Genomic DNA, 14,415 nt, shown 5'->3' with positions numbered 1-14,415 from the left:
GACCTGGGTCCGTGCAGCTCCGACGCCCAAACCGTGTCAGGATCGGAAGATAGCAGCACCACGGGATGCTCAGAGCAGGCGCGTCAACCCGGGTCGCCCCTTGCTTCTCCATGTTTCTTTCTGCTGGGTCATTCTCGGTCAAGCTTTTCTTCCTTTTGTCCTGGCAGCCCACCACGCTATGTCCGAGACAGATAATCCCCTCGCCAATTGGGCACAGAAGGCTTTCTACTTCGGCATGGGTTTGGCCGCTGTGGCGGCAGACAACGCCGCAAAGGTGGCCGGCAAGGCGGGTAGCCGTCTGCTGGAGCTGCGCAAGCAGGCACAAGCTTTGGTGGACGAACTGGTGGAGCGGGGGGCGATGACTGCTGAAGAGGCGCGGGCCTACATGGATGCCATTGCTGCCAATGCCAATCGCAAGGGGGAGGAAAGGCAAACTGCCGGCCCCCGCAGGATTAACATCGATGACATCAGCGATGCCGAGGTGGCGGCAAGCACTGCCATCGAACTTTCGGAAGCAGCCCGTCTGCGCCAGAAAATTGCCGAATTGCAGGCAGAACTAGACCGCATCAAGAAGGAAGCCAGAAACTCCTGAGTTCGCCATCCCGACTTTGCTAGTGAGGCCAACCGGAGGGAGCAGCCTGGAGGATCCCATCTTGCGAGAGAAAGCGAGAGCTGAGAAAGGGGCGCAGCGCCTGGGGAATGCGAATCGAGCCATCCGGCTGTTGGTGATTTTCCAACAGGGCAGCTAGGGAGCGCCCCACCGCCAAGCCGGAGCCGTTCAGAGTGTGGACGAAGTAGGTGCCTTTTTGCCCGGCCTCTTTGTAGCGCAGGTTGGCGCGGCGCGCCTGAAAGTCCCAGCAGTTGGAGCAACTGGAGATCTCGCGGTACTGATTTTGGGAGGGGAACCACACCTCCAGATCAAAACATCGGGCCGCTGAAAATCCCAGATCGCCGGTACACAGCTCCACCACCCGGTAGGGCAGTTCCAACATCTGCAAGATGGCCTCGGCATCTTGCACCAGCTTTTCGTGTTCGGCTTCCGATTGATCTGGGCGAGTGACCTTGACCAACTCCACTTTTTGAAACTGGTGCAGCCGGATCAGGCCCTTGGTGTCGCGGCCATAGCTGCCGGCCTCGCGGCGAAAACAAGGGGTGTAAGCACAGAAGTAGAGAGGGAGGGCTTCCGCAGGGATCACCTCATCCCGGTACAGGTTGGTGAGGGGTACCTCCGCCGTCGGGATCAGCCACAAGTCATCGTCGGCGCAGCGAAAGCTCTCCTCGGCAAACTTGGGCAACTGCCCCGTCCCCTGCAAAGCGGCGCTGTTGACCAACAAGGGCGGGATCACCTCGGTGTAGCCGGCGGCAAGGTGGCGCTCCAGCATCATGGCGATCAAGGCCCGCTCCAGAGCCGCCCCCGCCCCCACCATGGCTACAAAGCGACTCTGGGCCACCTTGACGGCGCGGCCAATCTCCAAGAGACCCAGGTTCTCGGCAATTTCGTCGTGGGGAAGGACGGGATGGGCGGGTTTCAGCTCATCTCCCCAGCGGCGCACCTCCACGTTGTCGGCCTCATCTCGGCCCACCGGCACGCTGGGCAGGGGCAGGTTGGGCAGGGTGAGCAGCCGGGCGCGCATCTCCTCCTCCAGCTCCCGTTCTTGCTGCTCCAGTTGGGCGATCTCGGCCTTGAGATCTGCCCCCTGCTGCCGCAGAGCCGCCACTGCGGAACCTTGGGGATCCGCTCCCTGACGGATGAGCTCGCCGACTTTCTTGCCGAGGCTGTTGCTTTCTGCCTGCAAGGATCCGCGGCGAGTCTCCAACTGGCGCCGCTCCCGATCCAACTGTAGGATCCCGTCCAGATCGACCGTCGCCCCGCGCTTGTCCAGGGCTTGGCGTACCTGTTCTGGGCGATCCCGCAGCAGCTTCAGATCCAGCACAGAGATTGCCTACCCTCGGCTCCAGATACCCAACCTATTTCTTCAGCCAGCTGAACATGGCCCGCAGCTCCTTGCCCACCTGCTCGAGGGGGTGTTCCGCCTCGCGGCGGCGCATCGCCGTAAACCCTGGCTTGCCGGCCTGGTTTTCCAAGACAAACTCGCGGGCAAATTGACCGCTTTGGATCTCGGCGAGGATCCGTTTCATTTCGGCGCGGGTTTGCTCCGTGATGATGCGGGGGCCACGGGTGTAGTCGCCGTACTCTGCCGTGTTGGAGATGCTGTGGCGCATCTTTTCCAGGCCACCTTCGACGATGAGATCCACGATTAGCTTAACTTCGTGCAGGCACTCGAAGTAGGCCAGTTCCGGTTGGTAGCCCGCTTCCACCAGGGTCTCAAACCCCGCCTTGATCAGAGCCGTGAGGCCGCCACAGAGCACCACCTGCTCCCCAAAGAGATCCGTTTCCGTCTCTTCCCGAAAGCTGGTCTCCAAAATACCGGCCCGCGTGCCGCCGATCCCTTTGGCGTAGGCCATGGCCCGCTCCCGCGCCATCCCGGAGGCATCCTGATGGACGGCAAACAGGCAGGGCACCCCTTGACCTTCTTGGTAGGTGCGCCGCACCAAGTGTCCAGGGCCTTTGGGGGCGACCATGATGACATCCACATCTGCCGGCGGCTGGATCTGCCCAAAGTGGATGTTGAAGCCGTGGGCAAAGAGGAGCACGTTCCCCGGCTGCAAATGCGGGCGGATCTCGCTCTGGAAAACGGCCTTTTGCACCTCATCGGGCAGCAGGATCATCACCCAGTCGGCGGCAGCCGCAGCATCTGCTACGGTCTTGACCGTCAACCCGTCCTGCTCCGCTTTGGGCCAAGAGGGGCTGCCGGGATAGAGGCCGACGAGGACGTTGACACCACTGTCGCGCAGGTTGAGGGCGTGGGCATGGCCTTGGCTGCCATAGCCGATGATGGCAACGGTTTTGTCGGCCAGAAGCTCCAGGTTGGCGTCGGGGTCGTAGTAGAGGCGAGCCATGGTCGAGCAGGGGTACTGGGTGTCTTGTGAGCAGGTGCTTGACTAGGATAGCAGGAACCAAGGGATCCCTGAACACTCCAGTTGCCCAGATCAGACTCCGTGATGAACGGTTTTCACCCACCTCAGGCGCTTGGGCTGCACACACATGCGAGCGGTTGTGGCGATCATCACCGGCAGCCAGTGGAGCATGTAGACCAAGCCAAGGGCAGTGTGCCACCAAAGCTGCCGTCCGCGCAAGCCTTCCACGTGACGCAGCCCCCGGTAAAAGGCCACCGTCAGGCAGCCCATCACCAGGGCGTTCAAAGGCAGCAGCACAGAAGAGTGGCCTGTCAACAGCACCCAGAGGGTATCGGGAACCAAGGCCATCGGCAGCAGATACTGAGAAATAAAAAAGGCCCAGAGATCCACCGTTTTGGCCATGCCCATGCGGCGACCGAGGATCCCCGGCCAGTAGTCGAGATAGCGCTGATAGCCTCCTTCCGCCCAGCGGCAGCGCTGATGCCAGAGACTTTTCCAGGAGGTGACTCCTTCTTCAACAATGGCCGGCTCCGTCAAGAAGGCAATATCTACGCCCGCCAGGTGCAGCTTAAAGGTGAGATCCAGATCATCGGTGAGTGTGGCCTCGTTCCAACCACCGCACTTTTCCAAGACATCTCGCCGCACCAATTGGCCGTTGCCGCGTAGCTCGCCAATACCTCTTACGGCCACCCGCTGCTGCTGCAAGTAGGCATCGGAGGCCATTTCCGCCACCTGGCCCAGCGTCCAGAAGTTGACGTTGGGGTTGCCCAGGGCCTTGCGCACCTGAACGGCGCCCACTGCCCGTCTGCTGAAACGGCTGCGCAAGCGGGATGGAGTCCTTCCCACTTGAACAAACAAGGGCAGAGTGCGGACAAGAAAATCGGAGGGCACCACAGCATCGGCATCGCAGACCAGGATGATCTCTCCTTGGGTCAGGGGCAATACCTCGTTGAGGGCACCAGATTTGCCTCCTCCTTGCCCCGGCTGCCGCCGGTAGACCCGTAGGTGCGGGATCTGCTTCTGGGCTTCCCGCAGAACGTCAGGGGTGGCATCGCTGCTGTTGTCGTCGATGGCCCACAGCTCCAGATGGCTGGTGGGGTAGCGGAGCTGGGTCAAGCTGTGCAACAGCCGCGGGAGCACTGCGCTTTCGTTTTTGGCCGGGATCAAAACGGCCACGCGGGGCAGGGCCAGCCCACTCAACTCCGCATCCGGCTGCCTCGGTGGGACGGAGCCCTTATCCGTTGATCCAGGATCCCGGCAGGTCACGTCGCCAGAAGGAAGTCGCAGGGGGGGCGGGGAGGCTGCCGGCTGCAGACGAAATAACCGACTGATGTGGATCACCATGAACGTGGCCAACCCCATGGTGATCCAGCGAGCTGTCGGCAGCACATGCATTAGGCTGACGACTCCCCACACCATGGCCAGAACCAGCAGAGCCTTGAGGCGGCGGCGTTGGGCCGAGGTCAGCAGCCAGTCGGGAAGATGCAGATCCTCAAGGGGCTCCGGCTCTGACCAGACGAACTCAGACACAGGAATCCTCCCACGGGCGCCAATGTTAACCACCCCCGCCAACCTATCGGGACTTTATTCCGAAGGCTGTTAAGAGGCTGTTACTTATTGTCACCTATTGTGCCGGCGAAACAGAGTTCTTGAGTTTCTGCAGGCGAGAAAAGTTGGGGATCCCTAGCTCCGGTTCTCCGGCAAGAGGCGAGGAGCCTAGGGGTTGCCGCGAATCTCCTTGATCACCCCATCTTCCAGGAGGATCTCGACCTGCATTTTCTGGATCAGGTTGTCTCCTTTTTGGACGCGGAAGAAGCTCTCCACGTTGCCCTGCAGCACTTCTTGGTTGAGCTCCAGGGTGGTCAGTTGGTTGATCTGTTGCAACAGTTGATTTTTCTGATCCAAGAGCCGGATCTTCTGCTCATTCACGCGGCTTTTCACCGCTTCCACCTGTTGGAGGACTTGGGGGCTGTTGGGGTTAGAGCTCTGTTTTTCCAGTTCGGCAATGGCCCGCTTGCCCTGAAACTCCAGTTGTTGCATCTGAGCATCGGTGGCTTCGATCTGCCGCTCCAATTGCTCCTGCATTTCCTTTTTCCAAAGGGGGGTGACCACCACCTTGATGGGGATGTTGCGCTTAAGCAGTAGCTGAGTGCCGTTGCTGACGTTGTTTTCTTCCATAGAACCTATCCAGGCAGACGACCAACCAAACTGGGATTGTAGAAATCTCCCCTAAAAGCTCTGGGTTTGGGGAAGAGGAGCTCAACAGAACGAATTTTCCCCCGCCGAGCCGGAGAATCCATCTATTTATCCTACTGGCTGGGATCCCCGCAGTAAAGTCTCGGCTGGGGGGAAATGGCGGTTTTGGTTAAGGATCTTGAAGGCCGCTGCCCTGCGGCGGCGCAGATTCGGCTAGCGTGAAAGACGGTGTTCTCGGATTTTGCAGCAGCCATGAGCGAACTGGCCTCAACTCCCTGGCAACCCTCGGCTGGGGCTGCCCGGCCGGTGCGGATCGCCTCCCGCAAAAGCGAGCTGGCCTTGGCCCAGACCCACTGGGTCATGGAGCAGTTGCAGGCCCACCATCCGGGGTTGCCCCTAGAGCTGCACACCCTTTCCACCCAGGGAGACATCATCCTGGATGTGGCGCTGGCCAAAATCGGCGATAAGGGCCTATTTACCAAGGAGTTGGAGGTTAGCCTGCTCAACGGCAGCAGCGACCTGGCGGTGCACAGCCTCAAGGATTTGCCCACCCGCTTGCCAGAAGGCTTGGTGTTGGGGGCCATCACCCGGCGGGAGGATCCTCTGGACGCTTTGGTGGTGCGGGAGGAGCTGCGCGGCTACCACCTGGCCACCCTACCAGCAGGGACGGTGATCGGCACTTCCTCTTTGCGGCGACTGGCCCAACTGCGCCACGCCTTTCCCCACCTGCAGTTTAAGGACGTGCGGGGCAACCTCAACACTCGCTTGGCCAAGCTGGATCGGGGGGAGTACGACGGCCTGATCTTGGCGGTGGCCGGGCTAAAGCGCCTGGGCCAAGCACAGCGGATCCACGAGGTGCTAGATCCCAGCGTGTCCTTGTACGCCGTTGGCCAGGGATCCCTCGGCATCGAGTGCCGGCAGGGGGACGAGCGGATCCTGGAGCTCATTCAACCCTTGGCCGATGGGGAGGCCACAGCCCGCTGTTTGGCCGAGCGAGCTTTCTTGCGGGCGCTGGAGGGAGGGTGTCAGGTGCCCATCGGCGTCCACAGCCAAGTCCAGGGGGAAGAGCTGCACCTAACCGGCATGGTGGCCGACCTAGAGGGGCGACGGCTGATCCGCGATACCCAAACGGGATCCACTGCCGCTCCGGAAGCGGTGGGAATCTCCCTGGCGGAAAAGCTGAAGCAACAGGGGGCCGACGAAATCCTGCAGGCCATTTTTGCCCAGGCTCGCCGCTAGACTGCCTGGTTTTCAGGGTCGCGGAGCCGGCGGTAGGGATCGGTTTAGCCGCTGCTCAACCTTCAGCCCCACCCAGATCACGCCGATCCCGCAGGCCACCAACACCGCCGACTTGGCCAAGAGGCCGGTCTCGTACTCGAAAAAGCGGGTCAGCACCACCAGGGTTAGGCCCAATAGCCCCTGCCAGAAGCGCCCCCGCAGCCCCTGCTGCAACCCTTCCCAGCAGAGGATCGCCGACAATCCCACCAGCAGCAGGGTCAGGATCCAGGGGGCCAAGAAGGCCAGGGCCACTCTTGAGGTCAAGTTCCTAGAAACAGCATTGCTGATCACCAGCAAAAGGGCCAGGGTAATCAGGGAGAGGAAAACGACGGCATCCTTGAGCCAGGCGGAAATGGGCTGGGATCTCTTGGCCTGCCACCCCTGCCACCAGCCCCAGCCGGCCAGTAGCAGCAACCCTGCCGCCGACAAGCTTGCCCAGGGATCCACAGCTTGGAACAGAGGTGAGGGGTCGGGATCCCAGTCCCAGGGGTCACGGAAGCTCCAGACGTAGAGCAAGAAACCCAGCCCCAGCAAAGCCAGGCCCTCCGCCGTCGGGATCAGATCCAAGCCTTGCTCCTGCTCGCCATCCTGGCCATTTTCTCCGGTCAAAATCCGGCTTAGCCGGTAACCATGGCGTTGGTGCCAAAAGCCCAGCCCCCAGACAACGGCAAGGCCAAGCAGCAGCCAGAGGGTCAAGCCTTCTCCAGAGCTGTCCCAGCGCTCTGCCAACCTTTGTAGCGCCAGGCCGAAGTCCACCAAAGCCAGGGCAAAGATCCAGCGGGAGCGGCACCCGTAGGCAAGGGGCAGCAAGAGACCAAGGGCCAGCCAGGGGTAGAGAGGGTCGAGAGCAGTGCCCCCTTCCCAGACGGCAGTCACCCCCGCCAGGGCGAACAAAAGGCAGGCCAAGACGCCACTGGGGGTGTGGAACAAGCTGTAGGCCACGGCCAAGCTGCCCAGCCCCCAGCCCAAGAACAAGCCCGCCAGGGATCCCCCCATTTGGAACCACTGGGCCATCAGAGCAATGGCGGCTCCCAGGGCCAGCTCCCCGGCAATCAATAGGGCGCTGCCCAAGCGCGGGGATCCCTGCTGCCAGAGCCGCAAGCCGGCCACCTGCAGTCCCACCGTGAGGGCCAGGGATCCCAAGGCTCTGGCCGAGCGGGGAATGGCGTCCCAGTTGGCAGCCACGAAGGAGATCACCCCCAAGCCCACCAGCACGGCGCCCAACAGCAGCAGCAACAGGGTAAAGCGGCTGGCGGCTGTTCGCGGCAAGCTATCGAGTTGGTAGTACTCCCACAGGCGATCCCGCTGCGCCGGCTGAATCAGCCCCTGCTCCACCCAGGTGTCCAACAGGTCGGCCAATTGGCGGCGGAAGCGGTCGTCGGGGCCAGAGGAGCGGGGAGAAGTCATGGCACCCTCACCCCCTGCCCCTCTCCCAGCCCTCACCCCCGGCCCCTCTCCCAGAGGGAGAGGGGAGATTGGGATCGGTAGCCTGGAGCACTCGCTGCAGCACCTCTTGGTAGCCGGCTGCCGGATCGCCGAGATCAAAGCGAAAGAGGTCTTTATCCAGCACCCGCGGCTCAGTCCCTTCTAGATCCCACAGGCGGCAGGTGTCGGGGCTGATCTCGTCCGCCAGCCAGATCTCCCCTTGCTCGTCCAGGCCAAACTCCAGCTTAAAGTCCACCAGCTCCAGCCGGCAGCGCCGCCAGAAGTGGCGAAGGTGAGTGTTGACCGCCAAGGCCAGGGATCCCAGCTTCTCCACTTGCTCTGGCGTGGCCAGGTGCAACAGGCGGATGTGGTCGGGGGTTACCAAGGGATCCCCCAAGGCGTCGTTTTTGTAGTAAAACTCCACCAGCGGCGGCTCGATGGGCAGGCCCTGCTCCAGGCCTAGGCGCCGGCAGAGGCTGCCGGCCGTGCGGTTGCGCACCACCACTTCCAAGGGCAGGATCCGCAGGGCGCGCACCTGCATCTCTCGGGGGCCGGTCTGGGCCAAAAAGTGGTTGCGGATGCCCTGCTGCGCCAGGTAGGCAAACACCCGGCTGGAGACGGTGCAGTTGACCTCCCCTTTGCCGGCGATGGATCCCCGCTTTTGGGCGTTGAAGGCCGTGGCGTCGTCTTTGTATTGGCAGAGGTAAACCTGGGGATCGGCGGTGCGGTAGACCCGCTTGGCCTTGCCCTCGTAGAGGAGCTCTGGGGACGTGGGCGAGGATGGCATGGGCAACCCCTAATAGCCGGTCAGCCGTCCGCGGATCCCTTGCCAAAGGGTAATGGCGAGGATGCGCAGATCCAGCCACAGAGACCAGTTTTGCACATAGTAGAGATCATACTGGGTGCGGCGGGCAATGCTGGTGTCTCCCCGCAGGCCGTGGATCTGAGCCCAGCCGGTGAGGCCACTTTTCACCAAATGCCGATCCGGATACTTGGGGATCTCCTGGCTAAATTGCTCCACGAAGTAGGGCCGCTCCGGGCGGGGGCCCACCAGGCTCATTTCCCCCTTCAAGACGTTCCAAAGCTGGGGCAGCTCGTCCAGGTTGGTGCGGCGCAAAAAGGCTCCTATCTTGGTTCGGCGCGGATCCCCGGGGCGCGTCCAGCCCGGCTGGCCGGCTGCCTCGGCATCCACCCGCATGGTGCGGAACTTGGCAATCCAAAAGCGGCGCCCATCCAAGCTCACCCGCTCCTGCCAATACAAGATGGGGCCGGGGCTGCTGCAGGCCACCAGCAGGGCGATGACCAAAAATAAGGGGCTGAGCAACACCAGGCCCAGGGAGGCCCCTAGGATGTCTACCGCTCGCTTGAGGAAACGGTTGTGGGCGTAGCGCAGAGGGGGCTGGCGCAGCGTCAGCAGCGGGATCCCGTCCAGGGACTGGAGGCTGAAGTTCACCGTCAAAAAACCGAGGATATCTGGCACCAGCCGCACCTGCACCGACAGGGCCTGCAAGCTGAGCAACAGAGGTGCATTGGCCAGCTCCGGCTGCCCAAACCACACCTCTTCGATCTCGGGGTGAGCCTGCACATAGGCCACCAGGTGGCTGGGCTCCAGCCGCTCCAGCTTCTGCAAAGGCTCTGGTTCTGGCGCCGAGGGATCCCCGGCCACGGCCCAAGCCTTAATCTCAAACCCCAAGGCTGGGCAGCGCTCCAGCCGCTCCAGCACCTCAGCCAAGAGCAGGCCGGATCCCACCCAGATGACCCGTCGCCGCCCCTGGCCGTGGGCATACAGCCAACCCATGCCCAGCCGCAGCAGCGCCCGCATCCCCGTCAAGCCGAGCAGGGCCAGCAGGCTGGCATAGCCCACCACCAAGCGCGACAGCGAGACGGAGCGCACGAAAAAGGCCCCCGCCAACACCAAGCCAAAGGTCACCCCCAGCCCCAGCAGCAAACTGGCCCATTCCTCAAAGCGAGATAGGCGCTTCGATTCGCCGTATCCTCCCAAGCCGGCCTGAACGCCCCAATAGCTAAGGGCAGTCAGCAACCCCAGGCCAGCATAAACATCCCAGGGCAAAAGCTGGTGGGGGCGCAAGCTGCGCAGCCAGTAGCCTGCCCCAAAAGCCAGCCAAATACAGAGCCCATCCCCCAAACAAGCCAAGGGCACCCATAGGCGATGCGGATCCAAGCTCAGGGTGTAGCCGCGAAAGAAACCCGTCCCGCCAGCGCGATTGGCCAAGAGCTATCTCCTCCAGCAGTTAAGACTGGAAACAATCCTACAGAAAAGGTTATCCATTTGAGGATGCAAGGACTCCGTCTCGCTAGCGCGAACGGCAAAATCGATGTTGACTGAAAAAACTGGTAATAACGGCGAGAAGTTGAGGATTAAGAGGCTCAGTTTCTCAGAGGAGCAATTTTCTTAAGGCTGGCTACCGCCAATAAAGACAGGCCAAAGGGTAGGGAGAACTTAGAAATTAAATAGGCTTCCGCAGCAAAAATCTCGGTTAAAAGCCAATTGATCCAAGGCGAGGGCATGTTTAGATCCTGCTTCTCCTTGAGGCGAAGGCTCTTTTGGGCTAGGCGGATCCCTGCTGCTAATGGAAAGAGAAAGCTGTTGAAAAAGGTAAAGGTATGAATTTGCAGGCCGGCACTCTTGAGTAAAGAGAGAAGTTGTGCTGCTGTGTAGCGTCTCTTGTGGTGATTGAGCTCGTCATGGGCGCTCCACAGCCAGGGGTAGGCCGGTACCGTGATCACCATGTAGCCGGATGGCTTTAACCTCTGGATGAGAGCTTCCAGAGCTGCTTTGTCTTCCTCCAAATGTTCTAAAACGTCCAGTAGGGCAATAAGGTCAAATTGCTGGGAACCAAAAGGGATCCGATGCGGCAATTCACCTTCTTCCACAATCCCGATGCCGCGGGCCCGGGCCAAAGGCAATGCTATTTCGCTTCTTTCCATGGCCCAGACTTGGCCAAATTGAGACAACATTTCTAGGTTGCCGCCACTGCCACAGCCGGCTTCCAAGATACAAGCCGCGGGCGGAAGAGGGATCCCGGCAATAACCTGCCTGAGAATGCGGCGGCGGCCCACAAACCACCAATGTCGATTCTCTAGGCCTGCCATTTGTTCATAAGCTTTGGGATCCATACAATAGTCGTTCCAAATATTGGGAAACAGCTTGTTAGTTGATCCCTTGCTCCCCTCTCCCACGAGGGGAGAGGGGTTGGGGGTGAGGGTCGAAAGATGACCTTATCCTATACTTTTCCGGTGTTAGAGAACTCCGTCCCGCTTACGCGATTTAGGTTTCAAGGAGAAAGCCTGGCCTTGCCCCAGCGATTTTTGCGGTACCAGGCGGCCACGTGGGGGCACCAGGCCTCAAAGTGGGGCCAAATCAGTTCACACAGATACTGAATTTCTCGCTGGGCATCTTCTTTAGCTCGTAAATCCAGAAAATGCATCAAGCTGCGGCAATTAAAAGAGACTACAAAATGTTGGCGGATCCCGTAGCCGATGATGTTACGAGCATCTTCATAAGGCAATCCGCACTCTTCGACCAGGCGATAATAGGCAATGGCCTGACTGCGATACTGCTCAAGAATGATGTTCAGGGCCTCGGGAGAGATGGGCTTGAAGCCTTGGCGGGTTTTGGCCTTGCCTTCTTTGACGCTGGCAGGAACGTAAAACAGAGTTTCCAACTCTTGCAAAGATAACGAGGGCTCCGCGCCGGTTTTGTCGGCAAGAGCAGCGGTTTCGTTGGTGCTCCGAGGCGCAGACAAGAGTCTTTTGCCCAAATCGGCAATTTGCCGGCCTGTATATCGAAAAGATTGAACGTCGAAAGAAACTCCCACTCGATGAGTACGGGCCTGTTGCATGACAGCATGGGGAAAATAGCCCACCCCAAACGTGATCTGAGGGTGCTCAAGAGGCCCATAGTGGCCACGATTGCCCTCCAGCAGATGCCGCACCACGGCCTCTCCATACTTTTCCGGGATCCGGCCCTCTGGGGTAACAAAATCGGGGCTGTAATCTTGGTGCATCGCCTGCCAGATCACCCGTTCGGGATCTGGAGTTTGGCTAAGCACCACCACTTGAAATAAGGCATCCACTGTCAGAAAGCCGTACCCTTTCCCCAAAGTATAGAGGGAAGACACCTAGAGAAGGCGGCGGGCCCGCGTCTCCTCTGCCAGCACCATGTTCAAGCCCGGATTGCTGCGCATCAGCCCCGCCACGTAAAGGGTATAGACTTTCCCCGCCTCTAACTGGAGGTCAAACCGTTGCAAGGGAATGCTCCGGCTGGGAGCCGACTGCACACCTGGCGCGGGGGCTGAAGGAGCTATGGCCACCTGAATTTGGGTAAAGCCGGGGCGCATGGCTTGAAAGGTGGATACTTGTCCGAAGGCCAACTGGGGCAGCAGCACCCGCCCTTGCTCCCCTTGCCATTGCAGGGCCGGCGCATCAGGGGCGGCGTGGACAAACCGCACCAGGGCTTGATCAAACGGCGGATGGATGTTGTCTTCCAATACCAGGGCTGTCATGCGATTTGGCTCGTTGGCAGCCACCACCGAGAACACTCCCCCGCCCCTGAGGTTAGCCACAGTTCTGGCCGCAACCGTTCGCGCTAGCGGAACGGAGTCCTGAGAACTTGCGGGCTGGCCGGGGTTCTCAGGTGTTGAAAACAAAACAATGTCGTACTCGCCCGCCGGCATGCGCACGTACTCGCTCACCGCGCCGTAGGCTATGCTCCGAGCAGCCCTTACCCCTCCCACTTCCAAGTCGATCCGAGGGGCATTGGGGGCCACATGCACCAAGCGCACCTGGACCTCAGAAACTCCCGCAGATGCCGAAGGCATCGGGATGGCACAGCCGGACAAAAGCCCCGGCATTAAAGCCCCACCCACCACGCAGAGGACTGCGCTCACCCACTGTCGCACCATAGTTTATGCTCACTCCCACTCCTCACACCCAACGCTCAGTAGGGATCGAGCAGAAGGGCCCTCTCGCTCCCCAAAAGTTCGGTTCGGCGCAAGGGATCCCCTCCACTGACGCCAAAGAACCTGCTCTTGTCTTACCCCAGTTTTGCGCCTGATGCCATAGAGCCGGGCAGGATTTGCCGGCCCCCCTAAATCAAAGGGATCCCGGCGACAGGATCAAGAAGAACTGGGCGAGAAGAGCGGCGGCTGAACAAGCGGAAATAGGTGCTGACGGCCAACTCTTTCAGCGGGAAAAGCAGGTAGGTGAGGGGGTTGATGGTAACGATGATGTTGCGGCAATCGCGTTTGGCCTGGGCCAGGATCTGGGCGGCCACCCAATCTCCCGACATAACTCCAATGGGATTGAGCTGGCTCTTGAAGGGACCGAGGATGAGTTTGCGCACCACGCAGGGAGCGTCCAGGCGGCGCAGGGTAACCAAATCTCCTAGGGCCCGCTTGGAGAGCTCGTAGAGGGGGCTGAAGGCAGGGCTGACCTCGGCTTCTGAGGTGTTCACCCAAACCTCTTTGGTGGCCATCTCTGGGTTGTTGCGAACTGTCTGGAAGAACAGCTCCATCAGCCGCCAAGCCGAGAAAGTGTTGACGGCGTAGGACTGGCGGACAGACTCGGGATCCCGCTCCCCATGCACGTTGAGGCCGTGGTTGATCACCAAGATATCGACCCGCTCCAGGAGTTCGGCCAGGGATCCCTCCTGCCCCACCTGCCAGCGAACGGTCTCCACCGGCTGGGGCTGGCCGTCCACTTCGATGGCAACCGAATCCGCATGGGAGCTGAGGGCGATGACTTTGGCGCCGTAGCGGTGACAGTGCTGCAAGAGGGCCCGGCCCAGGGTGCCGGAGGCGCCGGTGATGGCCACACGCTTGCCTTTCAGGGAGAGACTGGTGCCCATAATCCGATCCACCAAGGTCAAGGTGCCGCAAAAGTAGGCGTTGGTATCGTCGAAGTGGTGCCGCCAGTGGTAGGCGCGGTTCACATGCCACTGGCTGGGGGGAGCGGGGAAAGGCCCCGGCTGGTGGGTGATATCCGTCTGCAGAGCCAGCCCATAGCCCCGCAACATGCCGGCCACCCAGAAACTGGCCGAATAGAGCACTCCCACTACTGCTGCCAGGCCGTAGAAGAGGGATCCCTGGCCCAACAGCACCACCCAGGGGATCCCGGCTAGAACCATCGTCGCTGCCTCGGGGACATCGTGGTGCCACTGGGATTCTCGGTATAACTTGGGGTCTACCACGCTGAGATCGGGGCGGAACAGGCGGTGGTGCAGGGTGTGCTTGGGCATCAGCCAGGGCCAGAGGTGGGCCAGCCAATGGCGCACATCTCGCACGATCTCCGCCCAAAGGACGGAAGCCAAGGCAATGGCTCCCACCGCTAGCCACTGAGTTACGCTGCTAACATCCATAGGGCTTTGCCGACAGTAGCCGAACCATCCTGGGCTCGCCGTCGCCTCTTGGCATCGACCTCACACAGTTGGCGACCCTCAAAAATCATCGCAAAGATCGTTGATAAAGACCATCCTAGACCGCGAGCAAGACGGCCAACGGCAGCCTTTGGGATCCC

The 14,415-nt window shown here is 60.8% G+C and carries 13 protein-coding genes and 1 other RNA gene; 3 read left to right on the top strand and 11 right to left on the bottom strand.

The features are described 5' to 3' along the window. Together ffs and NW853_RS00900 are read left to right on the top strand one after the other, a co-directional pair. Positions 1-98, top strand: an RNA gene (ffs, locus tag NW853_RS00905) — signal recognition particle sRNA small type. A gap of 80 nt (positions 99-178) precedes the next feature. Further along, positions 179-592: a hypothetical protein gene (locus NW853_RS00900; RefSeq protein ID WP_414347178.1), complete on the top strand. Its 414-nt coding sequence runs from the start codon at positions 179-181 to the stop codon at positions 590-592. A gap of 19 nt (positions 593-611) precedes the next feature. Here the strand turns inward: NW853_RS00900 and serS are convergent, their stop codons facing one another. The 4 genes from serS to NW853_RS00880 all read right to left on the bottom strand — a co-directional run bounded on the left by serS (position 612) and on the right by NW853_RS00880 (position 5,157). Further along, the gene (gene serS, locus NW853_RS00895) at positions 612-1,934 is read right to left on the bottom strand and encodes a serine--tRNA ligase (protein ID WP_414333195.1); all 1,323 of its coding nucleotides are present in this window, start codon (positions 1,932-1,934) and stop codon (positions 612-614) included. A gap of 34 nt (positions 1,935-1,968) precedes the next feature. Beyond that, positions 1,969-2,961, bottom strand: a complete 993-nt coding sequence (ilvC, locus tag NW853_RS00890; RefSeq protein WP_414333196.1) for a ketol-acid reductoisomerase — start codon at positions 2,959-2,961, stop codon at positions 1,969-1,971. Between the two features lie 90 nt (positions 2,962-3,051). Then, entirely contained in the window at positions 3,052-4,509 is a 1,458-nt protein-coding gene (locus tag NW853_RS00885; RefSeq protein ID WP_414333198.1) for a glycosyltransferase, read from the bottom strand. Positions 4,510-4,695: 186 nt separating this feature from the next. Further along, positions 4,696-5,157, bottom strand: a complete 462-nt coding sequence (locus NW853_RS00880; protein ID WP_414333200.1) for a YlqD family protein — start codon at positions 5,155-5,157, stop codon at positions 4,696-4,698. Between the two features lie 270 nt (positions 5,158-5,427). On the opposite strand from NW853_RS00880, the gene hemC reads away from it, so the two are divergent. Further along, complete coding sequence (hemC, locus tag NW853_RS00875; protein WP_414333202.1) at positions 5,428-6,414, top strand: hydroxymethylbilane synthase; 987 nt, start codon at positions 5,428-5,430, stop codon at positions 6,412-6,414. A gap of 12 nt (positions 6,415-6,426) precedes the next feature. On the opposite strand, the gene NW853_RS00870 is transcribed toward hemC, so the two are convergent. The 7 genes from NW853_RS00870 to NW853_RS00840 all read right to left on the bottom strand — a co-directional run bounded on the left by NW853_RS00870 (position 6,427) and on the right by NW853_RS00840 (position 14,257). Then, positions 6,427-7,860, bottom strand: a complete 1,434-nt coding sequence (locus NW853_RS00870) for a DUF2157 domain-containing protein (RefSeq protein WP_414347177.1) — start codon at positions 7,858-7,860, stop codon at positions 6,427-6,429. A gap of 7 nt (positions 7,861-7,867) precedes the next feature. Continuing rightward, complete coding sequence (gene purC / locus NW853_RS00865) at positions 7,868-8,665, bottom strand: phosphoribosylaminoimidazolesuccinocarboxamide synthase (protein WP_414347175.1); 798 nt, start codon at positions 8,663-8,665, stop codon at positions 7,868-7,870. A gap of 9 nt (positions 8,666-8,674) precedes the next feature. Next, positions 8,675-10,111: a sugar transferase gene (locus tag NW853_RS00860; RefSeq protein ID WP_414347173.1), complete on the bottom strand. Its 1,437-nt coding sequence runs from the start codon at positions 10,109-10,111 to the stop codon at positions 8,675-8,677. A gap of 155 nt (positions 10,112-10,266) precedes the next feature. After that, the gene (locus NW853_RS00855) at positions 10,267-11,016 is read right to left on the bottom strand and encodes a class I SAM-dependent methyltransferase (RefSeq protein WP_414347171.1); all 750 of its coding nucleotides are present in this window, start codon (positions 11,014-11,016) and stop codon (positions 10,267-10,269) included. A gap of 158 nt (positions 11,017-11,174) precedes the next feature. Then, positions 11,175-11,975 (bottom strand): FAD-dependent thymidylate synthase, encoded by an 801-nt coding sequence (thyX, locus tag NW853_RS00850; protein WP_414347198.1) that lies wholly within the window; start codon positions 11,973-11,975, stop codon positions 11,175-11,177. Positions 11,976-12,020: 45 nt separating this feature from the next. Further along, positions 12,021-12,803, bottom strand: a complete 783-nt coding sequence (locus NW853_RS00845) for a DUF4397 domain-containing protein (protein ID WP_414333210.1) — start codon at positions 12,801-12,803, stop codon at positions 12,021-12,023. A gap of 185 nt (positions 12,804-12,988) precedes the next feature. After that, positions 12,989-14,257: a bifunctional sterol desaturase/short chain dehydrogenase gene (locus NW853_RS00840; protein ID WP_414333212.1), complete on the bottom strand. Its 1,269-nt coding sequence runs from the start codon at positions 14,255-14,257 to the stop codon at positions 12,989-12,991. Positions 14,258-14,415 lie beyond the last annotated feature (158 nt).

It is taken from the genome of Synechococcus sp. H55.11, from assembly GCF_047462475.1.
Classification (GTDB): domain Bacteria; phylum Cyanobacteriota; class Cyanobacteriia; order Thermostichales; family Thermostichaceae; genus Thermostichus.
The sequence above is the reverse complement of the archived record's forward strand: the minus strand, read 5'-3'. Positions and strand labels throughout refer to the sequence as shown.